Genomic DNA, 16,659 nt, shown 5'->3' on the forward strand with positions numbered 1-16,659 from the left:
CTTTTTTTAATGCTCGTATTGTTCTTCCTGTTTACCGGAATTCGTCAATTTGTATTTCAGTTCGAACAGCTTTTTCGTCAGCTTAGGAACCGGGCCATCAAATAACTTTTCTCTCCAGTAGACGTCAGCTGCTTTTTGAACTGCGCCGGCTTTAACAGGGTAGGTATAGACCATTCTGGATAAAGTACCGACTTTCATCTTATTCTTCTTCGCAAATACAGCGAGCTGCATCCATTCACCAGCATCTGTACCAGCAGCGTGGGCTCCTAAAATATACCCCTTTTTATCAGTAATGAACTTTACAAATCCTCTAGTTTCGTGCGCTGTTATAAAACGGTCAACTTCATTCAGGTGAGCTCTGAACACTTTATAATCAATATTCTGCTCGTTTGCTTCCTGTTCTGTTATACCCAGATGAAATACTTCCGGAACAGTAAAGGTTACCCATGGTGTATTGCTGTGATCAAGTTTATTCCGCAGACCAAACAGTACGTTAGATACAACTGTTTTAGCTTCTTCACCTGCAGCATGAGTGAATGGAAGTGTATTAATCGTGTCTCCAACTGCAAAAATATGCGGTCTGGAAGTTCTGAAGGTAGCATCGGTCTGAATGAATCCTTTTACTTTTTCAACTCCCGCGTTTTCCAGGTTAAGAGAATCAATCGCAGGTTTTCTGCCGGCAGCAACCAGGATCACATCAAATTCGTAATCTGTATTCTGACCTTTTTGTTCTACTGTAAGAACAGATTTTTCATTCTGGTAAGCTGCAGTAACAACTTTCGCATTTAATTTGATTTCAAGTTCTTTTGATATTTCATTTTCCATGAACCTCGAAATATCCTGATCTTCCTTTGAAAACAGCTTATCTGCTCCTTCAAAGACAGTGACCTCAGAACCAAGTCTTGAGAATGCCTGAGCCATTTCAAGTCCAACTGTACCGCCGCCAATAACGCCAAGTTTACGTGGCAGGGAGGGTAACTCAAAAATCGATTCATTTGTGACATAAGGAATAGTCTCAATCCCATCGATAGGGGGAATAACTGGTTTTGATCCAGTAGCGATGACTACTTTATCTGCGTAAATAGATGTTTCTCCAGCAACATTAATAATATGATCTGACTCAAAAGAAGCCTCTCCGAAATATACGTCAGCTCCAAGTTCAGTAAAACGGTCACTGCTGTCATGAGACTGTATGGTGTCTCTGGCGTCATTAATACGCTTCTTTACTTTTTCGAAGCTTAGCTCTCCGCTGATTGACAGTCCTAGCAGATCAGCTGCTTCATACATATCGTGACTCATGTTGGCTGTTTTAATTAATGCTTTTGACGGGACACAGCCAAAGTGTAGACAGTCTCCTCCTAGTGAATCTCTTTTTTCAATTAATGCTACTTTTGCACCGAGTGATGCCATACCGGAAGCTGCAGTCATTCCTGCAGATCCTCCTCCTATAATAACTGCCTGATATCTTTCCATTAAATCTCCTCCATATACAATTCACGAATTGTGTTCATCCGCTTTTTATTTACACCCATATCAGAATAGCCCACACGTGAAGCTGAGCGGTAGTGAATGACCTGTTCTTCATCAGAAAACAGAAAATCAATATCATCCTTAAACTTAAAAAATGATGAAGTGGCGATCGCATAGACCATTTGATCATTTTCGTTTTTAATTACGATATTGTTCATTGACTCAAGTATGGATTTGATTCTCTTTTTTGATTCTTCTTTAGAGCCTCTGTAAGGAAAGGGCTCCATGCGTTTGTCGTCATGATCTGTCTGTGTTGATACATTGTTTGGTTTGTCTTTCAGGGGTAAAAGCTTCCCGTTTTCTAATCTTTCATTCAGGTTCATTTGTCTCTCTCCTTGTACGATGATTTTGACCTAAAAAGAAGTAGCCTCTCTGATGAACAATCGGCAGGTCATAGATTGAAAATGCGGCCCCGTTTAATTGTTTTGGAATCTGAAAATGTAAAAGCTCTTTTCGATTACCACTTGTAATTTCAAATGTATAGGTTAAATCCCCTATAAATCCGTTTTTCGGGACATGTTCAATTTCCACTACATACTTAGGGTTTAATTCTCCCAATGTTCTGGTCTCCTCAGCTGATATGGGCTGGTTATAAGCTTCTATCTGTCCTGAGACAGTATAAGAAAGCTGGTCAATTTTAATATCAGACTGATTGATAAAGCAGACGCTGTAACGATATCCTTCATAGTTGCTCGGCCTTGTGTCGAGTACAGCCATGAACCATGGCTCATTGACCATTATTATGTCCTCCTTGCGTGCGCTCCTAACCTGCTATACCCTGTAAGAATCAAACAAAAACAGCACATTAGGTAATGTGCTGTTTTTATCATATTAAATATTCGTAGTATGCAGCAAATATAGTTGCAAGTGAAAGTGCAGTATAGACAAGACTGGTCCCTTCGATCAATTTTGGATAAAGATATTTTGTCTTATCTCCAAACTGAACAGTCGATAAAGATGACTGAGTAGGCTGCCGGTTCGCCTTGGCGTAATTACCGGGTGAAGTAAAGAACCTGATCACAACGATACTCACTATTCCTGCGAAAAATGATACTTCAATAAAACCGGCGTTTAAAATAAACATAAAGACTACATTCACTAATATGATACTGATAGCTGTAATAGCCAGGTTTAAAAATTTGATCAACTTGTTCACTCCCAGACAATTCTAGTATTAGTTTCTCATATTAAACTGCTATCTTCCACAGTAATATGACAGATGTAAGCGTTTGCTTTTCAGATAAGTGAAAAAGTTCAGATTAATGGGTTGTCAGCTACTGATCTCACAGCTATAATTGTCCGTATATCAAAAACAAATGTCTTTTTATCTCGTACAATGTATTGAAAGCAGGTGCTTATTTATGGAGAAACAAATTAATGTAGGAATGCTTGGATTCGGAACAGTCGGCAGCGGAGTTGCAACGATTATTAAAGAAAACGAAAAACAGCTGTCTCAGAAACTTGGAGCTGACGTTAGAATAAAGACAATTGCAGTGAGAGATACGGAAAAATACCGTGATATCGATACAAATGGCAGTGAACTGACCACAGTAGTAGATGACGTGATCAATGATGAATCAATTAAAGTCATTGTAGAAGTAATGGGTGGGATTGAAGAAGCGCATCAGGCAATCGAGCAATCACTCAGAGCAGGTAAAGCGGTCATCACTGCCAATAAGGATCTGATGGCACTGCACGGTCATTCTTTATTGAAGTTAGCGGAAAAACATCATGCTGACCTTTATTATGAAGCAAGTGTAGCCGGCGGGATTCCAATTATTCGTACACTTGAAGACGGACTGGCGTCGGATCGCATTTCTACTATTATGGGTATCGTAAATGGCACAACGAACTATATTCTCACAAAAATGAAAGAAGAAGGCTGGAGTTATGAAGATGCACTAACAGAAGCGCAGGCGCTCGGGTTTGCTGAAAGTGATCCTACTTCAGATGTGGAAGGGCTCGATGCTGCACGGAAAATGGCTATTCTTGCAACGCTTGCTTTCTCCATGGAAGTTTATCTGGATGATGTCGAAGTGACCGGTATGACGAATATTACAGCTGAAGATATGTCACTTGCTGAACAATTCGGATACAGCGTAAAAATGCTTGGATTCGCAGAGAAGGATGAAGAAGGCGTTGACGTTGCAGTAGAACCGGTATTCCTGAAATCCTCACACCCGCTTGCTGCTGTTAGAAACGAATATAATGCGGTATATGTATATGGAGATGCAGTAGGAGAGACGATGTTTTATGGACCGGGTGCCGGATCAATGCCTACCGCTACATCAGTCGTGTCAGATGTCATTGCTGCATGCCGTAACATTTTACTGGGTGTTGCAGGAGCTCGGCATATCGATTATGTAAATGAACGGAAAATTAAACAGGAAGATCAGCAGCATGCACAATTCTTCCACCGCTTACTTGTAAAAGATAAGATAGGTGTATTTTCAGCCCTGACTGATATTTACGGTAAGTACGAAGCGAGCTTAAGTTCTATCATTCAGCGTCCAGGAGAACAGGAAGGAGAAGCTGAAGTCATTTTAATCACTCATCCTGTCTCAAGAAAAAATCACCATAAGATAGTAGAAGAATTGAAACAGTCTGATGTCGTGAAAAATATCATCAGTCAATATAGAGTGGAAGGGGGAGACCGTTAATGAGATGGCTTGGATTAATTGAACAATATAAAGAATGGCTCCCTGTAACAGATCAAACACCAAAGCTGAGCCTGAATGAAGGTAATACACCACTGATCTTTATGGAAAATCTTTCTGAAGAATGGGGTATTAACTTATACGTAAAGACTGAAGGAACAAATCCTACAGGTTCTTTTAAAGACCGTGGCATGGTGATGGCTGTAGCTAAAGCAAAGGAAGAAGGAAGCAAAGCGATCATCTGTGCTTCTACAGGTAATACCTCAGCAGCTGCAGCAGCGTATGGAGCGAGAGCGGGTCTGAGAACAATTGTTGTTATACCTGAAGGGAAAATCGCTCTTGGAAAACTGGCTCAGGCACGTATGTACGGTGCTGAAATTATTTCGATAGAAGGAAATTTTGATGAAGCATTGAATCTTGTGAGAAGAATCAGTGAAGAAGAGGACATTACGTTAGTTAACTCAGTAAATCCATATAGACTTGAAGGGCAAAAAACAGCTGCGCTTGAACTCATTGATCAGTTAGGACAGGCTCCGGATATTCTTGCACTGCCGGTTGGGAATGCAGGTAATATCTCCGCTTACTGGAAAGGATTCAGTGAGTATCATGAAAAGCACGGTGGTAACAAACCAAAACTTCTTGGTGCCCAGGCTTCAGGAGCGGCACCGATCGTGCATGGCCGCGTGTTTGACAAGCCTGAAACTGTTGCTACAGCAATCCGTATCGGACATCCGGCAAGCTGGAAACTCGCTCTGAATGCATTAGAAGAGTCTAATGGTCATATTTTAGAGGTTACAGATGAAGAAATTCTGGAGGCTTATCAATTAATTGCAAAACGTGAGGGTGTATTTGCTGAACCTGCATCCTGCGCGCCAATTGCTGCAATCATCAAGCGTCTAAAAGCTGGAGAAATTAAGAAAGGATCAACTGTCACTGCTGTACTGACAGGCAACGGTTTAAAAGATCCCGAAACAGCCATTAATGTCTCTGACCTTGAACCACTTGTGATTAAGCCTGACATTGAAGCGCTTCGAAGTGAATTGAAGGGGGAAGTGAAGTTGTGACTTTCTCGCCTTTTACTGTAAAAACACCAGCTTCGACTGCAAACCTTGGACCGGGTTTTGATTCTATCGGTCTTGCGCTCCCGATCTATCAGAAAATTGATGTACAACCATATCAGCAATGGAAAGTTTCATATGAGCATGAGGACTTTCAGGACCTTCCAACTGACCAGTCAAACCTGATTTTACAGACGATTAATAAAGTAGCAGCAGCTGCCGGGACCGAGTGTCCCTGTGCTGCTTTAACTGTCAGTTCTGAAATTCCACTTTCTAAGGGATTAGGAAGCAGTGCAGCCGCTATATCAGCAGGCGTATCGATAGCGAACAGACTGATGGATCTCGGCTTAACAGAAGATGAACAGATCAGGCTTGCTTCAGATATAGAAGGACACCCTGATAATGTCTCTGCTTCGATCGCAGGAGGGCTGACTGTTTCCCGGTATGCTGATCGTGAAGTGACAACAGTTTCTATTCCTGTTGGAGGATTTTCTGTTGTGATTATGGCTCCCGAAGCTGAGCTTGCCACCAAGAAGTCACGTGGTGTACTTCCTGATCAGCTTCCATATAGAGATGCTGTATTATCAAGTGCAGCGGCTAATGTGATGGTTGCCGCTTTTGCTGCGAAAGACTTCTATAAAGCCGGTCAGGTCATGATGAAAGACAGTTTCCATGAACCTTTCAGAGAAAACTTTTTTCCGGATCTTACTGATATTAAAAAAGATGCGTGTCACGCAGGGGCTTTTGCTGTAACAATCAGTGGAGCAGGTCCGTGTATATCAATTTTCACAGAGGATACTCACATATCTACAGTAGTTGATCGATTATCAGAAAAATATAGCAGCTATCAATTACTAACATTAAAACCCGTTAATCAGGGAACACTTATAACTGAACATCAATCAAACCGCCTGTCAGTATAGCAGGCGGTTTTCATTTGGCACCAGGTTTCAGCTGGTGTCTTTTGGTTAATACATGTACTAGAAGAAGATACAGAATGATGGAAAAGGAGTAGATACAATGGAATTTTCAAATATACAGAAAAATGGCCAGCCGGCCCAGCATCAGGATAAACAGCCCGGTGAAATTCCTGCTATGAACCCTGAACCAATACATGACGACAGGAATTACAAAGGGAGCGGTAAGCTTGAAGGGAAAACAGCACTGATCACAGGTGGTGACAGCGGCATTGGAAAAGCAGCTGCGATTGCTTATGCAAAAGAAGGTGCGAATGTAGCAATTGTTTATCTCGATGAACATGATGATGCCAAAAAAACAAAAGAAGAAGTTCAGGCTTATGGTGCAAGGTGCCTGATTTTAAGCGGAGACGTTGGAAATGAAGAGTTCTGCAAACTGGCCGTTTCTTCAACTGTAAAAGAATTTGAAGGGCTTGATATCCTGGTTAATAATGCAGCGGAACAGCATCCGCAAGATTCAATTGAAGATATTTCAGCTGCACAGCTTGAAAAAACATTTAAAACAAACATCTTTTCAATGTTTCATCTCGTGAAAGCAGCTTTACCACATTTAAAAGAGGGCAGCTCCATTATTAATACGAGTTCTGTTACTGCTTATGCCGGTAATGAGCAGTTAATTGATTACTCGGCAACAAAAGGTGCAATCACAAGTTTCACTAGATCTTTGGCCAAATCTCTTACGAAACAAAAGATCAGAGTAAACGCAATTGCGCCAGGACCAATCTGGACGCCGCTAATACCTTCAACTTTTGAAAGTGACCAGGTGGCTCAGTTTGGTGCTGAAAATCCTCAGGAAAGACCCGGTCAACCGGCAGAACTTGCACCTGCATATGTCATGCTGGCATCAAACGACAGCTCCTACATGACAGGCCAGACTATTCATATTAATGGTGGAACATTTGTATCAAGCTAAAAAAATCGACTCAGTCAATGAAGACTGAGTCGATTTTTTATTATTCTTCGTCTACATACTCCCAGCCATCCTGCCGGTATTCATAAATTTCCTGAACTTCATCTTCACGCAAGCCTGTATATAATAACTGATCCGCTTCTACGTGTACTGTTTCCTCCGGCTGATCGACTCTTAAAAGTTCATCTCGGTTTCGCTTCATTATTAAGCCACCTCCATGAAAAATATTTTCATCAATTGACTAGAGGAATCCTGTAAATGTAGTTTAACACAGTTCAGATAATTTATTCAAAGGTCATTTTTCTGTATCAAGCAGACCTTCAGAAGAGGAGTCAGACTGTGTATTACGTTTCTTTTTCTCATTTTTCTGATCAATTTTCTGATCTTCTACCGGCACAGGATCAGTGTGCTTCTCATCTTCATGCTTATCTAAAATGTTTTCATTATTACTCTTAACGCGATCAGGCTGGTCCTGACGTTTTTTATTGTCAGCCATGATGATACCTCCTTAAGCTTTGTACTTATCAATTCCCTTTATTTACAATAACAAAACTTACTTAGTAGCAACTCCAAATATAAAATGTTTTAAAATAATAAAAGAAGGTAATAACTAAAATATGAACAAATAGGAGGTTTTTTATCATGGGACTAAAACGTTTTGCATTACTTGGATTAGGTGCAGCAGGTGCTGCATATTTTAAGAAAAAAGAAAACCGGGACAAAGCAAGAGCAGCTTTTGAAGATTCAAAAGTAAAAGTGAGCCAGATGGTAGATGACGCAAAGAAATCTTATGATAATTATAAGACAGGTGAGAAAACAACTGATTATTCTCATGAAGATGATAAAATGATGTCTGAAGGTGCTCAGACTTCTGTTCAATACTATAACGAACAGCAGGAAGATCAGGAAGGCAAGCCCCCGCGTCCGGGTACACCTGAATAATTACTGACACAGTTTAAGAATAAATCAACTTAACTATAATGAATCGTTAGCTTTGAAAGCTATGATGTCGTTTTATAAAGACTGAGACAATAGAAATTGTCCGGTCTTTTTTTATGAGTACAAACGTTTATTCATGCTTTAAGCAAAGAATTAAAAAATAGTGTATAATAGTAAATGTATAATGATATACTGTAAGATAAAACATTACAAGATCCCTTTTTATCTGGGAACAGATAAAACCGATTTTGTAACCTAAGGGGGACAATCAGTGATGTTTCAAAGAAAACCGACTGAAGAAATTCAGAAAGAACAGACTGACGTATGGGAATGTTCATCTGAAAGCTGCAATGTATGGATGCGTGATAATTTCTCTGTAAGAGGGCAGGAAGATCATAAATGCCCGATCTGTGGCAGCGAAATGGTAAAAGGAACCAGAAATATTGAAGTCGTACCAAACCCTCAAAGTTTTTAATAACTGAGCCGCAAGTACACTTGCGGCTTTTAAGAGGTACGTACGTGTGGTACACTTACTATACAGTATGAATAGGTAAAGAGGTTCGCGACCATCCCTCTATAAAAAACTAGGACATATGCAGGGGAAACCTGTTTTTTAGTGATCTCGTGAACACTCTTGCTTCTTTCATGAACAGCATGAAAAGGAGAGGAGCTTTTTTTATGGATAAAAATAAAGCAATAGTAGTTTTCAGTGGTGGACAAGATAGTACCACCTGTTTATTTTGGGCAATGAAAAATTTTGATTCAGTTGAAGCTGTGACGTTTTCGTATGGTCAGCGACATGCTACAGAGATCGAAGCTGCTAAAGAAATTGCATCTGAACTTGGGATCAGACATCATATTCTCGATATGAGCCTGCTTAACCAGCTTTCTCCGTCAGCTTTAACCCGTGATGAGGAAATCGTTGAAAAAGAAGGGGAATTACCTTCAACATTTGTTCCGGGAAGGAATCTGATGTTCTTATCTTTTGCATCCGTTCTGGCTCACCAGAGAGGTGCAAAGCATATTGTTACCGGCGTTTGTGAGACGGATTTCAGTGGCTACCCTGATTGCCGGGATGCATTTGTGAAATCGCTCAATGTCTCAGTTAATCTATCCATGGATAAGGATTTTGTCTTCCATACGCCATTAATGTGGCTCGATAAGAAAGAAACGTGGGCACTTGCAGATCAGCTGAACCAGTTTGATTTTGTCAGAAACCGTACAATAACATGTTACAACGGTGTAAAAGGAGACGGCTGCGGTGAATGCCCGGCATGCAGGTTACGTCTTAAAGGAATGAATGAATATTTAAGTGAAAGGGAGGGGTCTTAAATGATGCAGCAAATCTATCCCGCTCCCGCACACGATTTTTCTTATGAATTGAATAAAGATTTTCATTTCTCTGCTGCACACGCCATCCCTTCAGAAGATGCGGGGAAGTGCCGTTATGTTCATGGTCACACGTATTATGTAAATATTACTGTGGCCGGTGATGAACTGGACCATGCAGGATTTTTAATTAACTTTAAGAAAATTAAAGAGCTGATCCATGACCGTTTTGATCATTCTCTTTTGAACGATGATCAGCTTTTTTCACAAGTTGACCCGGATTATTTCCCAACAACAGAAGTTGTAGCGAGATCAATCTGGGAGATTATTGAACAACATCTAGAGCAGACTGATAACAAGCCGACCTGCCTTCAGGTGTTTTTACGTGAGACACCAACTAGCTATGTGCTGTACCGGCCTAAGGGGAATCGTCATGGAAAAAGCTAATAAAAAGTTTCCGGTACTTGAGATCTTTGGTCCGACAGTTCAGGGTGAAGGAATGGTGATAGGACAGAAAACAATGTTTGTCAGAACTGCGGGGTGTGATTACAGCTGCTCCTGGTGTGATTCTGCATTTACCTGGGATGGAAGTGCAAAGGATGAGATCCGCCGGCTGACTGCAGAAGAAATTCTGGATGAGTTAAAGGCTGCGGGAGGAAACTTATTCGAACATGTGACAATCTCAGGAGGTAATCCTGCTCTCTTGAAAAACCTCTCTGAACTTGTTGATCTGCTTCACTCTGAAGGGATCAAAGTTGCGCTTGAAACACAGGGCAGCATCTGGCAGGACTGGTTTATGGATATTGATGATCTGACGCTCTCCCCAAAACCGCCGAGTTCCGGAATGAAACCGAATATGGGTATTCTTGATGACATTATTGAAAAACTCAGTAAAAGTCAGTATGATCATTCCCTTAAAGTCGTGATTTTTGATAAAGAGGATTTAAAATTTGCAGAAGATCTGCATACTAGATATCCAAAAGTGCCATTTTATCTTCAGACGGGCAATGATCAGGTGCATGAGGAAAAAGACGAACGTCTAATACCGAATCTGATTGCCCGATATGAGTGGCTGATTGATCAGGTGATGGAAAATAGCAGACTGAACCAGGTGCGCGTATTGCCTCAGCTTCACACGTATGTGTGGGGGAACAAAAGAGGGGTGTAACGATGTTGACAGGTTTCATTCTGTTGATTATTTTCAGTTCTTTATTCGTCTTACAAATGAAGAAGCAGCACGCTGAGAGGAACGTTGTGATATTATTCTTTTCACTCGCTGGTATCATCACAGGTCTCTGGTTTGTTTTTGATTCTTTAGTAGTCAGTTTTCTGTGATGAAAGTAATAAAAAAGTGAAGGCGTTTTGTCGCCTTCACTTTTTTATTTGTGGTTCCAGTGTGCATCAATGAACTCATCTCTGCCTGATTGTGATCTGTCTTCTTTATAAGCGTCAGGGTCTTTTTTATAAAAATCCTGATGATACTCTTCAGCATCATAAAATTCAGAAGCAGGCTCAATTGGTGTGATGACAGGCTTTTTGAAACGTCCTGATTCAGCCAGCTTCTGTTTGGATTGTTCTGCTTTGACTCTCTGATCCTCGTTATGATAAAAGATCGTCGCGCGGTAAGATTCTCCCCGGTCCTGGAACTGTCCTTCATCATCAGTCGGATCTACCTGCTGCCAGTAAATCTCAAGCAGCTGATCATATGAAAAAACTTCAGGGTTAAAAGTAATCTGTACAGCTTCTCTATGTCCGGAAGTACCGGATTTTACATCTTCATAAGATGGATTTTCTACATGTCCACCCGTATATCCTGAAACGACTTTTTCAATTCCATCAAACTGATCAAATGGCTTAACCATGCACCAGAAACATCCGCCTGCAAAAGTTGCTTTTTCTAATCTCATCTATAAAACCTCCAATAATGAATAATTCATTTTACCATTCTATTAGCTGATTTTCCCGAAATATGGTTTGATTTTCCCGAAATATGGTTTGATTTTTATAAAAAGAGGGTTTACAGTGTAACGGACGGTTACACAAAACGTCTAATTATGTATACTTTAAAGTTAGTAAGTGTGAAGGCACTTAGGAGGCATTATGGAAACAAGAATGAAAAGAAGAAAAAAGAAACTTAGAAAAGGCAGAGCTTTTCTTACATTGATGATCATAATCTTTCTTGCTGTTGCCGGTTACGCAGGCAGCCAATACTGGTCAGGCTATCAGTCAGCAAAGGGTTCCGCGCAGGAGATGCACCAGGGGGAAGAGTTTGAACGCTCTACGCCTGAAAATGGAAAGAGAAACATTTTGTTAATTGGTGTAGACAGCAGAGGAGAAGAACAGTCAAGGTCTGATACAATGATGATTGCGCAGTGGGATCATGAGACGGATACGATTAAACTCGTCTCTTTAATGCGTGATATCTATGCAGAAATTCCTGGTTACGGGCCGTATAAATTAAACACGGCTTTTTATCTTGATGGTCCGGAACTTTTAAGGAAAACAATTGATACTAATTTTGATATTCCTATTCATGATTATATGATCGTAGATTTCAAGGCGTTTGAAACGGCTGTAGATACGATCGCGCCAGATGGTGTTCCGATCAATGTTGAAAAAGCAATGTCTGAGAAAATCGGTGTATCTTTAGAGGCTGGAGAACAGAAGTTAAACGGCCAGGAGCTTTTGGGTTATGCGAGATTCAGAGCTGACAGTGAGGGTGACTTTGGAAGAGTGGACCGTCAGCAGCAGGTCATAGAAGCTCTGATTGATCACTCTCTCAGTGTATCTTCTATTACAAGAGCACCAAAAACAATCGGTTCAGTACAGCCTTATCTTGAAACCAGTTTGTCAGAGACAGCAAAATTAAAGTTGTTCTCAAGCGTGCTTTTCAGTGGCGGAGGGGAAGTTGAGAGATTAACAGTTCCTGTTGAAGGCTCGTACTCAACACCAAGATACGAAGGAGCCGGTGCAGTACTTGAACTGGACTGGGCGGCGAATCAGGAAGCCATCAAAAACTTTCTTAAGTAATGAAAAACGCAGTGCCATCATGAAGGCACTGCGTTTTTATCTATAACTTTTTCCTGCCGGTAATAAGATTGTAGATGATTAAGATGATTGCGATAATAATTAATACATGTATAATACCACCTGCGATATCCAATAGCAGTCCAACAAGCCATACTACGATTAAAATAACGATAATCCACCATAATATTCTCATCATGTGCTGTCACCCCTTTCATATGCTAATCGTTTATAATCATTATTTACCCTGAGAGTGTGATACTAATCCAACATGTGAAAAAAAATTAAAATATGCGGTTTTATGGCAGTAAGATCATATGTTCGGTATAATGGATTGATACTGAAATAGAGAAAAGGATGAAACGTTATGAAGGGTGCATCACATGCGCTGGTTGGTACAGCAATCGGCCTTGGAACTGCTGTTTATTATAATATGGAGCCGGCAGCAACCGGTCTTGCTATGCTGCTTGGCAGTACAGCAGCTCTTGCGCCGGATCTCGATACAAATGGAAGATTGTCGAACAGGATTTCACTGCACCGCAAGTGGCTGTGGTATACACTGTCTGCAATCGGTGTGTTAATTGGGATATACAGTCTGATTTCACTTGCAGGGTTATATAAAGCTGGAGGAATCATTACCGCACTGACATTAATCATTGCGCCGAGATACTTAATTAAGCAGCGATTTATGGTGATGCTGTCTGGTATGACAGTAGGCTTACTTGGATGGTTTTACACAGAGTACTGGCTGATTTATTTCGGGCTGTTTACAATCGCCAGTTCTTTGCTGCCACACAGAGGGCTGACACACTCCGCTGCAGGTCTGCTGGTATTTACATATATTGCGCATACACTGGAAGGAAGGCTTCAGATAGAAGGTATCACTGCAGTCTGCGCACTGGCTTATTTGAGTCATTTACTACTGGATATGAAAGTGCTTCCCTTTAATAAAAAAGGGGTAAAATGGCTGCTGCCGTTTTACAGCAGGGAGTTTTAACGTTTATAAAAGTGGTATGCAGTGGTAAACTGTTACCATAAACCGTTTCAGGTCGAAGCGCTTTGGGTATGAACATTAATACTCGCATGTTAAAAGGAGTTTGATTATGACACTATCTCAGGAAAAAAGAATACAACTGCATGAATTTAACAATTTAACAAAGTCATTGAGCTTTAATATGTATGACGTATGCTACACAAAGTCAAAACAGGAAAGAGAAGCATACATTGCCTATATTGATGAACAATATAATGCAGACAGACTGACAAAAATACTGACAAATGTAGCAGATATTATAGGTGCACACGTACTGAACGTCGCAAAACAGGATTATGTTCCACAGGGAGCCAGTGTGACCATTCTGGTTTCAGAAGGACCAATCGTTGAAGTGCCTACAGAGAATTTTGAGGAATCACCGGGTCCGCTGCCATCAACAGCAGCACTGCACTTAGATAAAAGTCACATTACTGTCCATACGTATCCTGAATATCATCCGCACGAGGGGATCAGTACGTTCAGAGCTGACATTGACGTATCAACATGCGGTGAAATTTCGCCGTTAAAAGCGTTGAATTACCTGATTCATTCATTTGATACTGATATTATGACAATGGACTACAGAGTACGCGGCTTTACACGGGACGTTGACGGCCATAAGCTGTTTATTGACCATGATATCAATTCGATTCAAAACTTTATTCCAGCAGGGATTAAAGAAGATTATGACATGATTGATGTAAATGTATATCCGGAAAACATTTTCCATACGAAGTGTAAATTGAAAGATTTTGATCTGAACAATTATTTGTTCGGGTATAAAAAAGATTCATTAACTGAAGATGAAGCTTCAGATATTACTGATAAACTGAAAATAGAAATGGATGAAATCTTTTACGGTAAAAATATGCGCGCGCATCCGAGAGATCCGTCCAGAAATGAATAACCCGCGATATGCGGGTTATTTTTTGCAAAGGGGAGGATATTTAACATTGTCCATCTTATTTTTATTTTTAGTTTACATAATATATATTATAGGAAGTTAAGTGAAAATAGATAAAGCTGTCTCATATCTTAAGTTTACTATTAATAGTGAGACAGAATAGAAAAAATAAAAAGTGCGCAGACACTTTTTATTTTGTTTCTTCATGCATTCGTGCAATCTTATATCTGCGCAGTGCAATAAAACCATTTACCGCGCTGATGATAATTAAAAATATACCCAAAGCAAAATCACTTTCCAGAAATCTTCTTATACTCCATACTGCGAAAAATACTGCGAAAATCAGGTTTAGTGCAATCATTGCCGGCTGTACCCTCATCAAAAGCATTTCCCCCTTTATTTAACAGTAAGCGCAGAAAGTCCTTTTTCATGAATAAGCTGATGGTATTTTTCTTCCAGCTGAATTAATATGTCAATTGCTTCATTCTCAGACACAGTCCCGCTCATGATTTCTTTTTCAAGATCGTTTCTTGCAAGTACTGCTGCGATCTGATCCTCCAAAATTGCATTTTCATAATTTCTGAGGTGTATTGATTCCTCTGACTCCATCTTTAGCGTTGGCATAAATACCCCGTCATGCTGTTCGATCAGGTCCTCTGATTCAAATGCCTGGTGATAAGAATATAACTTCTGTTCAGCATCTATAAAAGACTTGCTGTGATCTTTTGTTTCTTTCATGGAATGCTTAACCATATCTGCAAGATAAACTGCCCTAAGAAGCTCACGGTATTGTTCTTTTGTCAGATCCAGCTTCATGATCTTTGATCTCCATTATGCTGAACAAGATAAGTTTCCCCGTCTTTTTGAACGATTTTCTTTTCTTTATAAAGCCTTCCGAGTGCACGTTTGAAAGATGCTTTACTCATATTAAAAATCATTTTGATCTCATCCGGTGTGCTTTTATCTCCAAAAGGCATGCTGCCGCCGCGGCTAAGCAGGTAATCGAAAATCACTTCTGAATCTTCATCCATCTTGTCCTGTTTACGGGGAAGCAGTGACCCGTTTAGCGTACCATCGTCTTTCACGCCGATTATGCGTACCGTAATATCCTGACCAAGTCTCGGCTCGCTTTTTCTTTCGCTTTCATGTATAAAACAGCGATAGCCTTCTTCAGTCAGTACAAACGTACCGACTCTAAGCAAACGATATGGTCTGCCTTTCAGTTCCTTGTTATGAAGATCCTCATCAGCACGCTCTGACAGTACCTGCACTACTTCTTCAGTAGCAAGTCTTCCAAACATTTGGCCGGATAGATCAGTTCTCAATGTGATATAGAGATAATCTCCCGCTTCAGGCCAGACGTGTTCAACTGCCGGAAGATCTTCAGGCAGCACGGTTACTTCACGGGAAATGCCGATATCAAGCGCCGCTCCATCACGTTCATTCACTTTAATCACTCTTGCCCATCCATATACGCCTTTTCGGATTTCCGGAATCATTGTTGATGCTGTTAATCTTCCTCTTCTGTCAGGGTATACAAAAAACTCTCTCGTATCGCCTTCTTGAATGTCTTCATGAATCTCTGAATCATTGATTGGAATTTCTTCATCGCCACGCAGCAGATAAAAACCAAATGATGTTTGACTGCCTACTGTTAATTTCTGTACTGTTCCGCCTATTGATTGTTCACTCATATAAAATGCCTCCTGAAATCTAAAATAACTGATTAACTGTACCACAAATGTTAGTCCTGTTACAGGTAAGTATAGCGTTGTTAGATTATTTTTAACAGAAAGAACTCAAAAAAACACCGGCAATTCACCGGTGTCACTTAAACACTGTATTCAGGATATTCTGTATAATCCGCTTCTGTTCTTCAAATAACGGAAGAAATTGCTTTTTCATAACTTCAAAAGCGTCTTTTCCCTGGTCAGTAAGTGTATACCAGTATACTTTCTGACGTTTGCGCTCATGGGATTTGTAATCTTCACGTCTATTCAGGAGACCTTCTTCAGCCATATCATGCAGTGCGTCTAACAGCGTACTTGGTGCAGGTTCCCAGTTACCACCGATCTTTCTGAATTCCGCTTTGAAATGTTCACTGATCATACCGGAGTGTCTGATGGATAACAGGTGTAATATGTAGAACTTGGTAAACTGTGAAGCACTCATATTTAATGCAAACTTTTTAGGGTTATGCTTACTCATCCAATTCCTCCTGTCTCTTGTGTGAAAATGCCCTTTTCAGCACTTGCGATCATATGTTTGCTTTTATTATACAATAAAAGCCTGCAC

The 16,659-nt window shown here is 40.4% G+C and carries 25 protein-coding genes and 1 riboswitch; of the genes, 13 read left to right on the plus strand and 12 right to left on the minus strand.

The features are described 5' to 3' along the window. Positions 1 to 6 precede the first annotated feature (6 nt). The 4 genes from KP77_RS09885 to KP77_RS09900 all read right to left on the minus strand — a co-directional run bounded on the left by KP77_RS09885 (position 7) and on the right by KP77_RS09900 (position 2,677). Positions 7 to 1,473 (minus strand): dihydrolipoyl dehydrogenase family protein, encoded by a 1,467-nt coding sequence (locus KP77_RS09885; protein ID WP_052474065.1) that lies wholly within the window; start codon positions 1,471 to 1,473, stop codon positions 7 to 9. After that, on the minus strand, positions 1,473 to 1,853 hold the full coding sequence (locus KP77_RS09890; RefSeq protein ID WP_041122574.1) for a DUF1499 domain-containing protein: 381 nt from the start codon (positions 1,851 to 1,853) through the stop codon (positions 1,473 to 1,475). The genes KP77_RS09885 and KP77_RS09890 overlap by 1 nt, the downstream gene beginning before the upstream one ends. Next, a complete protein-coding gene (locus KP77_RS09895; RefSeq protein ID WP_041122575.1) occupies positions 1,840 to 2,268 on the minus strand; it encodes a hypothetical protein in 429 nt (142 codons plus the stop codon). Before KP77_RS09895 ends, KP77_RS09890 begins: the two co-directional genes overlap by 14 nt. A gap of 88 nt (positions 2,269 to 2,356) precedes the next feature. Beyond that, a complete protein-coding gene (locus tag KP77_RS09900) occupies positions 2,357 to 2,677 on the minus strand; it encodes a hypothetical protein (RefSeq protein WP_041122576.1) in 321 nt (106 codons plus the stop codon). 214 nt (positions 2,678 to 2,891) lie between these two features. Here KP77_RS09900 and KP77_RS09905 point away from each other — a divergent pair, with 214 nt between their 5' ends. The 4 genes from KP77_RS09905 (at position 2,892) to KP77_RS09920 (ending at position 7,135) form a co-directional block, all read left to right on the plus strand. Then, on the plus strand, positions 2,892 to 4,190 hold the full coding sequence (locus KP77_RS09905; protein WP_041122577.1) for a homoserine dehydrogenase: 1,299 nt from the start codon (positions 2,892 to 2,894) through the stop codon (positions 4,188 to 4,190). Further along, on the plus strand, positions 4,190 to 5,251 hold the full coding sequence (gene thrC / locus KP77_RS09910; protein WP_041122578.1) for a threonine synthase: 1,062 nt from the start codon (positions 4,190 to 4,192) through the stop codon (positions 5,249 to 5,251). Before KP77_RS09905 ends, thrC begins: the two co-directional genes overlap by 1 nt. Then, positions 5,248 to 6,168: a homoserine kinase gene (gene thrB / locus KP77_RS09915; RefSeq protein WP_041122579.1), complete on the plus strand. Its 921-nt coding sequence runs from the start codon at positions 5,248 to 5,250 to the stop codon at positions 6,166 to 6,168. Before thrC ends, thrB begins: the two co-directional genes overlap by 4 nt. 97 nt (positions 6,169 to 6,265) lie before the next feature. After that, entirely contained in the window at positions 6,266 to 7,135 is an 870-nt protein-coding gene (locus KP77_RS09920) for an SDR family oxidoreductase (RefSeq protein WP_041122580.1), read from the plus strand. A gap of 40 nt (positions 7,136 to 7,175) precedes the next feature. Here KP77_RS09920 and KP77_RS18140 read toward each other — a convergent pair whose 3' ends face one another. Together KP77_RS18140 and KP77_RS09925 are read right to left on the minus strand one after the other, a co-directional pair. After that, a complete protein-coding gene (locus KP77_RS18140; RefSeq protein WP_160289516.1) occupies positions 7,176 to 7,334 on the minus strand; it encodes a hypothetical protein in 159 nt (52 codons plus the stop codon). A gap of 93 nt (positions 7,335 to 7,427) precedes the next feature. After that, positions 7,428 to 7,628: a hypothetical protein gene (locus KP77_RS09925; RefSeq protein WP_041122581.1), complete on the minus strand. Its 201-nt coding sequence runs from the start codon at positions 7,626 to 7,628 to the stop codon at positions 7,428 to 7,430. A 146-nt stretch (positions 7,629 to 7,774) separates the two neighbouring features. Here KP77_RS09925 and KP77_RS09930 point away from each other — a divergent pair, with 146 nt between their 5' ends. From KP77_RS09930 to KP77_RS18145, 6 genes are all read left to right on the plus strand, one after another. Further along, complete coding sequence (locus tag KP77_RS09930) at positions 7,775 to 8,074, plus strand: hypothetical protein (protein ID WP_052474066.1); 300 nt, start codon at positions 7,775 to 7,777, stop codon at positions 8,072 to 8,074. A gap of 271 nt (positions 8,075 to 8,345) precedes the next feature. Continuing rightward, positions 8,346 to 8,546 (plus strand): cold-inducible protein YdjO-related protein, encoded by a 201-nt coding sequence (locus tag KP77_RS09935; RefSeq protein WP_041122805.1) that lies wholly within the window; start codon positions 8,346 to 8,348, stop codon positions 8,544 to 8,546. 74 nt (positions 8,547 to 8,620) lie between these two features. Continuing rightward, positions 8,621 to 8,665, plus strand: a riboswitch (PreQ1 riboswitch). An 84-nt stretch (positions 8,666 to 8,749) separates the two neighbouring features. Continuing rightward, positions 8,750 to 9,403, plus strand: coding sequence for a 7-cyano-7-deazaguanine synthase QueC (gene queC / locus KP77_RS09940; RefSeq protein WP_041122582.1), 654 nt, complete (start codon positions 8,750 to 8,752; stop codon positions 9,401 to 9,403). Then, positions 9,404 to 9,847, plus strand: coding sequence for a 6-carboxytetrahydropterin synthase QueD (gene queD / locus KP77_RS09945; protein WP_041122583.1), 444 nt, complete (start codon positions 9,404 to 9,406; stop codon positions 9,845 to 9,847). Continuing rightward, a complete protein-coding gene (gene queE / locus KP77_RS09950; RefSeq protein WP_041122584.1) occupies positions 9,834 to 10,568 on the plus strand; it encodes a 7-carboxy-7-deazaguanine synthase QueE in 735 nt (244 codons plus the stop codon). Before queD ends, queE begins: the two co-directional genes overlap by 14 nt. A 2-nt stretch (positions 10,569 to 10,570) precedes the next feature. After that, positions 10,571 to 10,735 carry a hypothetical protein gene (locus KP77_RS18145; RefSeq protein ID WP_160289517.1) on the plus strand — a complete coding sequence of 55 codons (165 nt, stop codon included), beginning with the start codon at positions 10,571 to 10,573 and terminating at the stop codon, positions 10,733 to 10,735. A gap of 44 nt (positions 10,736 to 10,779) precedes the next feature. On the opposite strand, the gene msrA is transcribed toward KP77_RS18145, so the two are convergent. Further along, a complete protein-coding gene (gene msrA / locus KP77_RS09955) occupies positions 10,780 to 11,307 on the minus strand; it encodes a peptide-methionine (S)-S-oxide reductase MsrA (RefSeq protein WP_041122585.1) in 528 nt (175 codons plus the stop codon). A 193-nt stretch (positions 11,308 to 11,500) separates the two neighbouring features. On the opposite strand from msrA, the gene KP77_RS09960 reads away from it, so the two are divergent. Continuing rightward, positions 11,501 to 12,430 carry an LCP family protein gene (locus KP77_RS09960; protein WP_041122586.1) on the plus strand — a complete coding sequence of 310 codons (930 nt, stop codon included), beginning with the start codon at positions 11,501 to 11,503 and terminating at the stop codon, positions 12,428 to 12,430. 40 nt (positions 12,431 to 12,470) lie between these two features. Here KP77_RS09960 and KP77_RS17965 read toward each other — a convergent pair whose 3' ends face one another. Beyond that, positions 12,471 to 12,626: a lmo0937 family membrane protein gene (locus tag KP77_RS17965; RefSeq protein WP_152614712.1), complete on the minus strand. Its 156-nt coding sequence runs from the start codon at positions 12,624 to 12,626 to the stop codon at positions 12,471 to 12,473. Between the two features lie 168 nt (positions 12,627 to 12,794). Between KP77_RS17965 and KP77_RS09965 the strand changes: the two genes are divergently transcribed. Together KP77_RS09965 and speD are read left to right on the plus strand one after the other, a co-directional pair. Next, on the plus strand, positions 12,795 to 13,424 hold the full coding sequence (locus KP77_RS09965; RefSeq protein WP_041122587.1) for a metal-dependent hydrolase: 630 nt from the start codon (positions 12,795 to 12,797) through the stop codon (positions 13,422 to 13,424). Positions 13,425 to 13,530: 106 nt separating this feature from the next. Next, positions 13,531 to 14,367 (plus strand): adenosylmethionine decarboxylase, encoded by an 837-nt coding sequence (gene speD, locus KP77_RS09970; RefSeq protein WP_052474068.1) that lies wholly within the window; start codon positions 13,531 to 13,533, stop codon positions 14,365 to 14,367. A gap of 187 nt (positions 14,368 to 14,554) precedes the next feature. Here speD and KP77_RS09975 read toward each other — a convergent pair whose 3' ends face one another. From KP77_RS09975 to KP77_RS09990, 4 genes are all read right to left on the minus strand, one after another. Then, positions 14,555 to 14,743 (minus strand): hypothetical protein, encoded by a 189-nt coding sequence (locus KP77_RS09975; RefSeq protein WP_152614713.1) that lies wholly within the window; start codon positions 14,741 to 14,743, stop codon positions 14,555 to 14,557. Between the two features lie 17 nt (positions 14,744 to 14,760). Continuing rightward, on the minus strand, positions 14,761 to 15,180 hold the full coding sequence (locus KP77_RS09980) for a hypothetical protein (protein WP_041122589.1): 420 nt from the start codon (positions 15,178 to 15,180) through the stop codon (positions 14,761 to 14,763). Continuing rightward, positions 15,177 to 16,058: a CvfB family protein gene (locus tag KP77_RS09985; RefSeq protein ID WP_041122590.1), complete on the minus strand. Its 882-nt coding sequence runs from the start codon at positions 16,056 to 16,058 to the stop codon at positions 15,177 to 15,179. The genes KP77_RS09980 and KP77_RS09985 overlap by 4 nt, the downstream gene beginning before the upstream one ends. A gap of 133 nt (positions 16,059 to 16,191) precedes the next feature. After that, complete coding sequence (locus KP77_RS09990; protein WP_041122591.1) at positions 16,192 to 16,572, minus strand: PadR family transcriptional regulator; 381 nt, start codon at positions 16,570 to 16,572, stop codon at positions 16,192 to 16,194. Positions 16,573 to 16,659: the final 87 nt, after the last annotated feature.

It is taken from the genome of Jeotgalibacillus alimentarius, assembly GCF_000829445.1.
GTDB lineage: Bacteria > Bacillota > Bacilli > Bacillales > Jeotgalibacillaceae > Jeotgalibacillus > Jeotgalibacillus alimentarius.